This window comes from Gardnerella sp. DNF00354 (assembly GCF_049262755.1).
In the GTDB taxonomy this organism is placed as follows: Bacteria; Actinomycetota; Actinomycetes; order Actinomycetales; family Bifidobacteriaceae; genus Bifidobacterium; species Bifidobacterium vaginale.
This window is the reverse complement of sequence record NZ_CP058402.1, coordinates 98,403-110,149: the sequence shown is the minus strand read 5'-3', so window position 1 is coordinate 110,149 and position 11,747 is coordinate 98,403. Positions and strand designations below refer to the sequence as shown.

The window sequence follows — 11,747 nt, the reverse complement described above, 5'->3', positions numbered from 1 at the left end:
GAAAGTGAGGCGCAAATGGGTCAGCGCATTGATGTTAAGCATTTGAACATTTACTATGGTGATTTTCTAGCAGTAGAAGACGTTAACATAAGCATTGAGCCAAACAAGGTTACGGCTTTTATTGGGCCTTCGGGATGTGGAAAATCAACGGTTTTGCGCACTTTAGACCGCATGCACGAGATTACTCCAGGCGCTCGCGTGGAAGGTCAAGTGTTGCTTGAAGGCCGCGATTTGTATGGCAAAGATGTGGACCCTGTGGCCGTTCGCCGAGATGTTGGAATGGTGTTCCAGCGCCCAAATCCTTTCCCAACAATGTCTATTCGAGAAAACGTTCTTGCAGGAGTTCGCTTAAATAATCGCCATATTTCAAAGCAAGATGCCGACGACCTAGTTGAGTGGGCTTTGCGTGGCGCGAATTTGTGGAATGAGGTTAAAGATAGGCTCGATAAGCCAGGAATCGGGCTTTCTGGCGGCCAGCAGCAACGACTTTGTATTGCGCGAGCTGTGGCTGTGCATCCGCAGGTGCTGCTTATGGATGAGCCTTGCTCTGCTCTTGACCCGATTTCTACTCTTGCTGTAGAAGATTTGATTAACGAGCTTAAGCGTGATTACACGATTGTGATTGTAACGCATAACATGCAGCAGGCTGCGCGCGTGGCCGATTACACTGCGTTCTTTAACCTTAAGGCTGTTGGAAAACCAGGGCATCTTGAGTATTTTGCAGATACAACCACTATGTTCAACAATCCGCGCAATACGGAGGCGGAACGCTACATTTCTGGCCGCTTTGGGTGATTTTTGCATTCGTGCGATCCACTACACGTTTTCTTTGCATGGTTCTTTACATGATTTTCTTTGGTCAGCACGTGCGCGTAAGGTCGAACCTGTTCGGTTGTTCAAAGTTCTATAAGTCGTTTCAAATTTCGCGAGTTTTCTAGCGTGTTTATTCGGCTTGTGCTTTGTGCGTCGAGCGAGTCGCAGTAACCTCTGCGTGAATGCCCAAATGTAATTGCGTCCGCGATTGCTCAAGTGCTATCGCCACGCTTTTTATGGTCTTTTGCGCTGTAAACCAAGGAACAGAGAGTTTATGGAAAAGTTCTTCCATCTCAAAGAAAACGGCACGAATGTATCAACGGAGATCACTGCAGGTCTCACTACATTCTTTGCAATGTCGTATATTATCGTCGTAAACCCAATGATTTTAAGCCAAACTGGCATGCCTAAGGGTGGCGTTTTCCTCGCTACAATCATCGCAGCAATTATTGGCACGCTTGTTATGGGCTTGTTTGCTAACGTGCCTTACGCTCAAGCTGCTGGCATGGGTCTTAACGCATTCTTCACATACACAGTTTGCTTTGGCTTGCATTTTACTTGGCAAGAAGCCATGTGCATGGTGTTCTTGTGCGGTTTAATTAACATTATTATTACCGTTACCAAGATTCGTAAGATGATTATTCGTGCCATCCCAACTTCGTTGCAACATGCGATTGGTGGTGGCATTGGTTTATTCGTTGCATACGTTGGCATTATGAGCGTTGGCTTAATCACCTTTACTTCCAAGGATCCTGCTGCCGCTGCTAAGAGTAAGCCAACTGCTGCTATTCCAGGTCTTGCAGTTATTAACAATCCTGTTTTGTGGCTATTTCTTATTGGACTTGTTTTGGCTATTGTTCTTACTGTTCTTAAGGTTCGCGCAAGCTTGCTTATTACGATTATTGCAACCTCTTTGATTGGTATTCCGCTTAGCTTGACTTCGTTAAATAACGCTGTTTCTGTTACAGATGCTTTTGCTCAGCTTCCAACCACCTTTGGTGCTATTTTTGGTCCGCAAGGTTTCCCTGCTCTCTTCTCTAATCCAGCACGCATTCCGCTTGTTTTGGTAACTATTTTCGCCTTCTCTATGTCGGATACTTTCGACACTCTTGGCACGTTTATTGGTACTGGTCGCAGAACTGGCATTTTCTCTGAGGCAGATGAGAAGGCTTTGGAAAACGGATCTGGCTTTAGCTCCAAGATGGATCGCGCGCTGTTTGCTGATTCGATTGCAACTTCGGTTGGCGCAATTTGCGGTACTTCTAACACCACTACTTACGTTGAGTCTGCTGCTGGTATTGGTGCTGGTGGTCGCACTGGTTTGACTTCTGTAGTTGTTTCCGTGTGCTTTGCGCTTTCGATTGTGCTTGCGCCTTTGGCTAGCGCTGTTCCTGCTGCTGCTACGGCTGGCGTGCTTGTAGTTGTAGGCTGCATGATGGCAAGCTCGCTGAAGGAGATTGCTTGGGACGATATTTCCGAAGCAATTCCTGCGTTCTTCGCTGCCGTGTTTATGGCGTTCTCTTACTCGATTTCTTACGGCATTGCCGCTGGATTCATCATGTACTGCTTAGTTATGACTTGCAAGAAGCGTGCTAAAGACGTTCATCCAATGCTTTGGATTGTTTCGCTTTTGTTCATTCTTGACTTTGTTGCTAACGCAGTTTTGTAAATCTGTTAGTTTGTATTAGTTAAGTTAGATATTAGTTAGATATTAATTTAATTAATTATTTTAAGAGCGTATTTGGTGCGTACGGTTGCTTTCGACTTTTCCGCGTTAGTTTGGGATAAGTCGCAAGCAACCGCGCGTGTTGAGTACGCTCTTAAATAATCTTAAATAAAAATAAATTATAAAGTTTGCGAAAAAATATTGACATTGTCGCAAGTAGGTATTAAACTTGCCCAACGTAAACCACAGACCGTTGGTGGAGTCGAAAGATTCCTGAAAATGATGTGTCATGCCAGCACAGGTTGAGCAGTGATTGTTGCGATTTATTTGCGATTTTTCACAAACTTTTTAACACTATGTGTTTTTTGGATGCTCTGCCGTGCGCAGGGCTTTTTTGATATGTTATTTCCATTCCGACGGCCAATTTAGGAAGGAACGCCATGAAGAGGCCCGAAAAGGAAGCGGTAGTTGCAGAGCTTACGGATTTGTTCCGTAACGCCGACGCTGTCTACCTTACCGAGTACCGCGGGCTTACAGTTCCGCAGATTTCTTCTCTGCGCGAAAAGCTAGGCCGCGATACTTCCTACTCTGTGGCTAAGAATACGCTTGCTCGCATTGCCGCTAAGGAAGCGGGCATTGAAGGTCTTGATGAGCTTCTTGCTGGCCCAACTGCAATCACCTTTGTAAAGGGCGATTTCATTGAGGCTGCTAAGACCTTGCGTGATTTTGCCAAAGAGAATAAGACCCTCGTCATCAAGGGCGGTTTCGCAGATGGAACCGTTTACGATGCCGAAGGCGCCAAGCAGCTGGCAGACCTCAAGTCTCGCCCAGAATTGCTTTCCGAGATGGCTGGCGCGCTCAAGGGCACCATGTCCAAGGCCGCCTACCTGTTCAACGCTTTGCCAACCAAGGCAGTGCGTACTATCGACGCTTTGCGCGAGAAGCAGGAAAAGGCCGCTTGATTCCCTTGCAGCTTGCTGCATGAGACCAAAAAATAATAAAAATGTTATGGCTCTAAGGCACAAGGTGTGTCTGGCCAAGTAAGAAAGGAAGCCATTATGGCTAAGCTCACTAGCGAAGAGCTTCTTGAAGCTTTCGGTGAAATGACCCTCGTCGAGCTTTCTGAGTTCGTCAAGGCCTTTGAAGAGAAGTTCGATGTTGAGGCTGCTGCTCCTGTAGCTGCTGTTGCTGCTGCTCCAGCCGCTGCCGCTGGCGCTGCTGAGGAAGAGAAGGACGAGTTTGACGTTGTTCTCGCTTCTGCAGGTGCTCAGAAGGTTGCCGTCATCAAGGCTGTTAAGGCTTTGACTGGCCTCGGCTTGAAGGAAGCTAAGGACATTGTTGACAATGCTCCAAAGCCAGTCCTCGAGAAGGCTAAGAAGGAAGATGCCGACAAGGCTAAGGCTGCTCTCGAAGAAGCCGGCGCAACTGTTGAACTTAAGTAGTTCTAGGCTCTTTTGTTAACGCAGGCGGCTGGTTGCTGGTGCAATTTGCTAGTTAGTGATTTGCTAGTGCACTAGTCGCGAATGCGTTTTGAACGCGGCAAGGTTTTCGTGGTTTCACGGATTCCTTGCCGCATTTTTATTGTTCTAATCGCTGTTTTGAGCTACAACATGCGGAAATAGTTGACGGATTTTGTACCACATTTGGCCTAAAACACGTACAAACTCGGGAAAACATTTCACCAAATCGTCGCGGCAAAGTGGCATAATAGGAAAGCTTGTGACTGGAGGAGTAATCCGCTAGCACAGCACAGCAATATAAGTTGCGGGAGGATCCTTAAAACGGCTTAATATCAACGTTTTAGGGCGCCGAATGAACCGCTTCAAAAGAAAGAAGAACCATATTATGGCTCCAAAAAAGAAAGTCTCTGCGCTTATTAAGCTCGAGATTCAGGCTGGTAAAGCAAATCCAGCCCCACCACTGGGTCCTGCTTTAGGCTCCCACGGCGTAAACATCATGGACTTCTGCAAGGCCTATAACGACCAGACGAAGGACAAGATGGGTCAGATTGTCCCAGTAGAGATTACTGTTTACGAAGATCGTTCCTTTACATTTATTCTTAAGACTCCACCAGCTGCTGCTTTGTTGCTTAAGGCTGCTGGCATTCCTAAGGGCACCGAGAACCCATTGACCCACAAGGTTGGTTCTGTAACCAAGGCTCAGGTGCGCGAAATCGCCGAAATCAAGATGCCAGATCTTTCTGCACGAGATGTTGAAGCTGGTATGAAGATTATCGCGGGCACTGCTCGCTCGATGGGTATTACCGTTACCGACTGAAAGTGAGTGGAAAAAATGGTGAAGCGTTCTAAGAAGTATCGTGAAGCGGCTGAGAAGATTGACCGCAACAACCTTTACACCCCAGCTGAGGCTATTGCTTTGCTTAAGAGCATGCCAAAGCACGCTTTCGACGAGTCTGCTGAGGCTGTTATGCGCCTTAATGTGGATCCTCGCAAGGCTGATCAGTTGGTTCGTGGCGTTGTAAACTTGCCTAATGGCACTGGTAAAACCGCTAAGGTTTTGGTGTTTGCTCGTGGTCCAAAGGCTACTGAGGCTCAAGAAGCTGGCGCAGACATCGTTGGTGATGACGAGCTTATCGAGAAGGTTGCCGGTGGCTTCCTTGACTTCGATGCCGTTGTTGCAACCCCAGACATGATGGGCAAGGTTGGTCGCCTTGGTCGTGTGCTTGGTCCTCGTAGCTTGATGCCAAATCCTAAGACTGGCACCGTTACAATGGATGTTGCAAAGGCTGTTGCCGATATTAAGGGTGGTAAGATTGAGTTCCGCGTTGATCGTCAGGGCAATCTTTCCTTCCTCTTTGGCAAGCTTTCCTTCGACGAGAAGGCTCTTGAAGAGAACTTCAAGGCTGTTGCCGATGAGATTCGCCGCTTGAAGCCTACTACCATCAAGGGTCGTTACATCACTAAGGTAACGATTACCTCTACGATGGCTCCTGGTGTTCCAGTGGATATTGCAAGCATTGCTGCGTGATTTTAGCCAAGCATAGCTGAGTAATTTTATTAGCGCTGAAAATAGTGTGTTCTTTTATAGAATTCATTGTTTTCGGCGCTTTTTGTTTTAGCTCTTTTTGCTTTAGCGCGCAGAATCGCGGATGCGCCCAATCGTAATTGCAGTTTGTAAAACGTATGCTTCACGCGGATCGGTGGCGTCCCAGCCTGTTGTTTGTGCAACTTTGCGCAAACGATATCGTATTGTGTTTGGGTGCACATTAAGATTGTGTGAAGTTTGGTCTAGTGCGCCGCCAAATCGCAAGAAAGCGTCGACTGTTTGCAAAGTCGGGTCGTCTGGGTTGTATGGTGCCAAGCTCTGATACACCTTAGTGTACAAGGTTTCTACGGCGGTTTCGTCGCCTATAAGCGCGCGCTCTGGCAGAACGTCGTCGCATCGTATTATTTGTGGCAAATGTGTTACAGATGGCGCAACAGCAAGCGCTGCTAGAGTTGCTGTGATTTCTTCGCATATTTCTTGTGCGCCGACTGCAATTTCGCTTATGCAAATTGGCTTACCTGATTTTGTAAATACTTCGCAAAGTTTGTTTAGCGCGTCTTGGTTTGGGTTTTCTTTTAAAGCTAGGATGATTATGTGTGACGGGGCAGGAAATTCATCGTCTTCTTTTGCTTGAGGTTTTGCGGCTATTTTCCATGTTTTTGTTCTAGATGTAATTGCGTCTTTTTGAACGCGGTCTACTATCGCATCGTATGCTCCACATGCGCCAAGTTGCGTCCATATGGTTCGTCGTAAAGTGTCTGTGTTGTTTTGCGGCGCGTGAGTTGTTGTTTTTCGTGTTGGACTGTCTTCGTTTATGTCGAGTGTTTCGTATGTACCAGCTATTGCCAGGAGTCGCGTATTTTCTTGCCATTGCAAGAGGTGCATTAGTGCGCTTACGCGGCCGTCTGCAATGCCGTTCATCAGGCACGCTCCAATTATTGTGTGTAGTCGCAGGCGGGTTGCTGAGTCGAAGATTTTTCCGTCTCGATTGTCAAATATTCCACTTGTGTCTTCGTTTTTTGGCGCGCATGGCAGTGGCGTAAATTGTGGTGTTGTGATAGTAGCTTTTTCTGTAGTTTCGTTTGATTGTTTTCTGCGCCATAAAAGATGATGTTTTTTATGTGTTTCTGTTTGGTTTTGGTCTTGAGTTTCTTCGGCTTTTTCACCGCTGGTTGCTTGCGATTTTTCCTTAGCTTCGTTTGAGTTCCTATTATAAATATTGTTTCCGTTTGGCAATATTCCTGTAAGAATTGTTAGAAAATCAACATCTTCTGTGATGTTGCTAGTAGTACTATAGTCTACGTCATAAAGCTTGCTGGTTGCGTCAGCAGTAGAGTCGCCAGCAACCGCGCTATCGTAAAGTTCGTTGTTCATTTGTCACCTCCAATCGTTTCTATATTTAATTTTGGCAATTTTGGCAACTGTGAAGTATTTTCTATTTTTGTATTTGACGTTATATCTATAATATTATCTCTGCCAAGCAATTTAGACTCTCTTAAAAATGTTAGAGCCGTAAAGAAGAATACGAACGTAATAGGGAGCATATGTCGTTCAAAATTGTTTGCAGGAGCCAACACCATTACTCCCATTAACAGCGCAAGAGGAATATGCAAAACGAGTGTTTTCCAACGTTTAAGAACGATTTCTGCAACTCCGATAAGCAGTGTGCCAACAACATACAGGTTTCCATGAATCAGCCAACCTAAAATCGGCGTATTACTCCACGATTCAACAGTATTTGAAACACCTGCACGCCATTCTGGTAGCCAGTAGCGTATCCACTCTGAGTTTTTTATGTTGTCAGTATTTATGTAGTATTCTGGTCCGACATAAGGGATGTCTAGAATGTCAAAATAACCGTAGGATTTGGCTAAGAATGCGTCCGTTGCAACAATTGGACTGTGTTTAACCATAAGCCACCATGCGTGGTTAAACTTTTTCATGTCGTCTTTTGTAATGTAACGCCAACGGTAGCTCACTTTTTTAGACTGTAAGCCAGAAGATTTTACAGGATCTGCGTCTTGAGGTGTGTATGCTTCAGCGGTTTGGTTGAGATTAAAAATTGGCGCAATTTCTCGTGCTGCTTTATGAGGTATGCTTTTTGGATCTAGTTTTGCGATTCTGGCTATTTGCTGAAGTTGTACTCCGCGGCTTTCAATAGGATCTCCATTTATTATGGCTCCGCTAGATATGGCTATTATTATGGCTCCGTGTATAAGAATTGTTGGGAGCAGAATGCATAAAACCCATATTTTCCAACGTTTTATGCTGTAAAACATTAGAAGTACAAATTGAATTACAAGAATATACCACGCGTATTTTGCTGCGATTAGCATAATGCAAACGCTTATTATCAGTTCAAGAATCGTATGTTTGCGTGAAATTTTTGTGTTTTGTATTGTGCAGTGTAGTTCGTAAGATATTCCAAACCACCATACGAATGCAAATGCGAATAATGGTGATTTTGTTAGTGCGATTGTTGAAAAAACTACAAGTGGACTGAATAAAAATGTGATTATTACGGCTGCGCGGAAGAAGATTGGTGTTGGTAAAGCAGTTTGCGTTCCGCTTGTTTTAGATTTAGCCCACGGTGTGTTTAGGAATCGGTTCGCTGTGGCGGCACAACACCATGCTGCAAAAATGAATTGCATAATTGCAAGTAGTATGATTCCAGCATCGTTTGATTCGGTAAAATATCGCGATACTGCTGCTACGGCACCGTAAATTAATGTTAAAACAATATTGTGTTGGTCGCTTAAATACGTAGGTTTTGCCGGCCAAAGATAGTGTGCTGTTGGGTAGATGTCTGCTGGAACAAAGCTAAAGAATCCAATGTATGGTTGTTTTATGCCAGTTATTTGGTTCCATGTCCAGCTGTATTCTCGGATTTGTGAGCAAATATCGGCTCCATAAGCTGCTAGAAGTGTTATTGGTGCCCACAGCCAGCCGATAATCAGTGTTAGGAAAATGTTTCGTTTTCTACAAGTTGAATGGTAAAAACACCATTTTAGAGTACGTTTTATTGAAAAAATTATCTTAGGCTTTTTAGCGGCGATGCTTCTAAATGGGTGAAAAAGTGGTTTTGTGATTTTGTAAGTTGTGATTTTTAGTATTTTTAGTATTTTGTCGTTTTTGTCGTTTTTGTCGTTTTTGTTATTTTTCCCAAAATGAATGATGGATCTTAAAATAGCGTAATAAACGCAGAATACTGCTGCAAAAATAAGTGCGTTAACCCAATTAAAATCGGTTAAAGATCCCTGATTGCGGTAAATCACGCCTAAGCTTGTGCAAAGAGCGAGCCATATGCAAGTAAAGAGTATTAGTGCTTGAGTCGCAAGCTGACTTACGAGATTAAATATTGATGTTTTTGTCAAGCTTGTTTTTGATGTGCTTGTTTTTGGATCGATTTTCATTTCAGATTTCGTATCTGGTTTTATATCGTTTTTCGTATCTGGTTTTGCATTGCAAGTATCAGTAGGTTCTGCGACTGTCTTTGCGCTCGCATAGTCATTTTTAATGAATTTCATATTGGCCTACTGATTTTTAATCCTAATAAGTAATTTGTGTAAAGTACTTGTGTAAATTATACCTGTTGCACAATCTTTTTAAATTATATTAAAATTTCTATAATTTCTGTATGAGTAATTTTTTTGAACGCACTAAAAATGTTGCAGACGGTTTTGTTTATTTTGAAGTTATTGATTCAACGCAGAATTACGCACGCAAAATTCTCGCTGATGGGTGCGCTGATGGGTGCGCTGATGGGTGTACTGATGATTGCGGCAATATCTGTTTTGTAAAAAGACAAGACGAGTTGCCTGCGATTTGTGTTGTTGCTGCTTGCCATCAGACAGCTGGCAAAGGAAGATTGTGTAGAAAATGGGTTAGTAAGCCATTTGAAAGTCTACTAGCTTCTTTTGCTACGATTTTGCCAAGTAGCATTGTTAAGAATCCAAGTTACAATGGCTGGCTTCCTATAATTGCTGGTCTTGCTGCGCGAGATTCGATTATTGGCGCGCTAAAAGAGTTTGGCGCTACGCAGATTGAAAATGGGGAATCGCCAGATTATAGCGAGATCAGTCTTAAATGGCCTAATGATATTTTTATTGGTGACTGTAAAGAAGGTGGAGTTTTAACTGAGATTGTTTTGACTCCAAAAACGGTTGCTGGCGATATTGTCGATCCTAATATTGGAGTTATTTTCGGGATTGGTTTAAATCTTTTTATGGATAAGCAGTCGCTTCCAATCGAGGAAGCAACTTCGCTTAAAATGCATTACGATAATCTGCCAGATTTTGCTGAGCTTGGGGATAATATAGCTGCGCGATTGGTGGAAAATCTTAGGATTAGGTTGGGGAAGTTTGTAAAGAATACGAATGAATACTCTTTGGATCTGCTTAAAGAGGCGAGTGAAGCATGTTGGACGTTGGGGCGCAAGGTGATTGTTCGTGCGCCGAATGATGACGGTTTAGGTATTGATGCTGGAGTTGACGATTCTAATCACGCTGATGCTTATGATGTTGGCGCAAAAAGTTTTACTAGTGTAGAAGGAGTTGCTCAAAATCTTATGCGTGATGCTTCTATTCAAGTGCGTAAGGATTCTGGGCAGATAATAACTGTTCGCACTGGCGATGTTTGTGCTGTGCGAATTTAGGTGCATTCGCGCGTTACGCTTTAAGCGCGAAGGCAGGTCGTCGCGTCAGTGTTTGTTTCTATATTTGCCTGATATGTACCCCTTTTTCTGGACTGTTAGTGAAAAAAGGGGTATTTAATGCCAACTAGTAAATATAGTTACGAGTTCAAAAAGAAGTGTGTTGAACTATACCGTCAAAACCTAGAATTACCAACACCTAATACTATTAGTAGAAATAATTTCCGCGGTATTGTCTCATACTGGTCGCGTCTAGTAGAAGCTAAAGGGTTTGAAGTACTTAAACCACGTGTTAAAAAACATCGGTATTGGGATCCCAAGGAAGAGCTTTGCTTGGTTAATCAAGTTCTCTCTGGGAGCAGTATGAGACAGGTAGCAATTAAGAACGGGTTACTGGAAGGTCAAGTAAGAAGATGGGTACAAATATATGAAACGGAAGGTTATAGTGGTTTAGTAAAACATACTCGTAAAAAACCAGTAAAAGAGCCTTGTATGAGTCGTAAAAACACAAAAAATTCCCAGCCTTTAACCGTGAGCGAGCGTGAAGAGCTTAAGTTTCTTCGTGAAGAAAACGAGTATATTAAAGCGGAGAATGCAATACTAAAAAAACTAGATGCCTTGAGGAGGGCAAAGAAAGCTGCTCTACTCAAGGCGAAAAAGCAGAATCAGTAAAAGAACTCGTTAAACAGGGATATAAGCTGAAACATCTTCTTCATGCTATAAGAATGTCGAAGTCTACTTACTATTTCGAGTTAAGCAAAATAAATGTGGTAGAACTACGCAATAAAACCTTAATGAGTATTATTCAAGAAATATTTACTCACCATAAAGGCAGGTATGGTGTTAGAAGAGTATATGGTGAGCTAGTAAACCTTGGGTTTAGGGTTAATCATAAGCGTGTTCAACGTTTAATGCGTGTTATGCGACTGGCTGGTAAGCGTCCGAAGGAGAAGTATCATTCATACTTGGGTGAGGTTGGTAGAGTCGCAGCTAATATTATTAACCGTGATTTTACTACTACTGCTCCTTTACAGAAGTGGACTACTGATGTTTCACAGTTTACTTTCCAGTGGGGTAAGTGTTATCTTTCGCCAATACTTGATATGCATACGAATGAGATTATTGCTTATGATTTATCGTTGCACCCTAATTTAGGTCAGGTAAAACGCATGTTAGATAAGGCTTTTAAACGTTTCCGAATGGTTGAAGGGCTTGTGTTTCATTCTGATCAGGGTTGGCAGTATAGGCATGCTTATTTTAGGAGTGTTTTGAAGGAACATGGGATTATTCAGTCTATGAGTCGTAAAGGTAATTGTTATGATAATGGGATTATGGAATCGTTTTTTGGTAGGCTTAAGAACGAGATGTATTACGGGCATGAGCATGAGTATGCTTCGTTTACTGAGTTTGCTAGAGCGTTAAAAGAATATATTTATTATTACAATAATGAGAGGATTCAGAAGAAGACTGGGTGGATGCCTCCTGTTAAATACAGGGAAGCATCCACGCGAGCGATATGATTAAGTAAAAGGGATATGTGTCCAGAAAAAGGGGTACATATCAGCCAAAAAATGGAACAAATGTGGGCTTATGTTCTTATGTTTTGACTTT

At 43.2% G+C, this 11,747-nt stretch carries 10 protein-coding genes and 1 pseudogene; 9 read left to right on the top strand and 2 right to left on the bottom strand.

Annotated elements, in window-relative coordinates; genetic code table 11:
- Positions 1–15: 15 nt before the first annotated feature.
- The 6 genes from pstB to rplA all read left to right on the top strand — a co-directional run bounded on the left by pstB (position 16) and on the right by rplA (position 5,467).
- Positions 16–795: a phosphate ABC transporter ATP-binding protein PstB gene (gene pstB, locus HXT24_RS00440; RefSeq protein ID WP_004111995.1), complete on the top strand. Its 780-nt coding sequence runs from the start codon at positions 16–18 to the stop codon at positions 793–795.
- A gap of 292 nt (positions 796–1,087) precedes the next feature.
- Positions 1,088–2,482 (top strand): NCS2 family permease, encoded by a 1,395-nt coding sequence (locus HXT24_RS00435; RefSeq protein WP_004118365.1) that lies wholly within the window; start codon positions 1,088–1,090, stop codon positions 2,480–2,482.
- Positions 2,483–2,919: 437 nt separating this feature from the next.
- Positions 2,920–3,441 (top strand): 50S ribosomal protein L10, encoded by a 522-nt coding sequence (rplJ, locus tag HXT24_RS00430; RefSeq protein ID WP_004112001.1) that lies wholly within the window; start codon positions 2,920–2,922, stop codon positions 3,439–3,441.
- A gap of 96 nt (positions 3,442–3,537) precedes the next feature.
- Positions 3,538–3,921, top strand: a complete 384-nt coding sequence (rplL, locus tag HXT24_RS00425) for a 50S ribosomal protein L7/L12 (RefSeq protein ID WP_004112006.1) — start codon at positions 3,538–3,540, stop codon at positions 3,919–3,921.
- 403 nt (positions 3,922–4,324) lie between these two features.
- Positions 4,325–4,756 carry a 50S ribosomal protein L11 gene (gene rplK / locus HXT24_RS00420; protein WP_004112010.1) on the top strand — a complete coding sequence of 144 codons (432 nt, stop codon included), beginning with the start codon at positions 4,325–4,327 and terminating at the stop codon, positions 4,754–4,756.
- Positions 4,757–4,771: 15 nt separating this feature from the next.
- Positions 4,772–5,467, top strand: coding sequence for a 50S ribosomal protein L1 (gene rplA / locus HXT24_RS00415; RefSeq protein WP_004112012.1), 696 nt, complete (start codon positions 4,772–4,774; stop codon positions 5,465–5,467).
- 102 nt (positions 5,468–5,569) lie between these two features.
- On the opposite strand, the gene HXT24_RS00410 is transcribed toward rplA, so the two are convergent.
- Together HXT24_RS00410 and HXT24_RS00405 are read right to left on the bottom strand one after the other, a co-directional pair.
- Entirely contained in the window at positions 5,570–6,859 is a 1,290-nt protein-coding gene (locus HXT24_RS00410; protein ID WP_422119410.1) for a helix-turn-helix domain-containing protein, read from the bottom strand.
- Entirely contained in the window at positions 6,856–9,012 is a 2,157-nt protein-coding gene (locus tag HXT24_RS00405; RefSeq protein WP_422119409.1) for a DUF6020 family protein, read from the bottom strand. Before HXT24_RS00405 ends, HXT24_RS00410 begins: the two co-directional genes overlap by 4 nt.
- A 110-nt stretch (positions 9,013–9,122) precedes the next feature.
- Here HXT24_RS00405 and HXT24_RS00400 point away from each other — a divergent pair, with 110 nt between their 5' ends.
- From HXT24_RS00400 to HXT24_RS00390, 3 genes and pseudogenes are all read left to right on the top strand, one after another.
- Positions 9,123–10,139: a biotin--[acetyl-CoA-carboxylase] ligase gene (locus HXT24_RS00400; protein WP_422119408.1), complete on the top strand. Its 1,017-nt coding sequence runs from the start codon at positions 9,123–9,125 to the stop codon at positions 10,137–10,139.
- Positions 10,140–10,256: 117 nt separating this feature from the next.
- Complete coding sequence (locus HXT24_RS00395; RefSeq protein ID WP_422119407.1) at positions 10,257–10,808, top strand: transposase; 552 nt, start codon at positions 10,257–10,259, stop codon at positions 10,806–10,808.
- 5 nt (positions 10,809–10,813) lie between these two features.
- Positions 10,814–11,656 (top strand): annotated as a pseudogene (locus HXT24_RS00390) (IS3 family transposase); the annotation flags it as partial.
- Positions 11,657–11,747 lie beyond the last annotated feature (91 nt).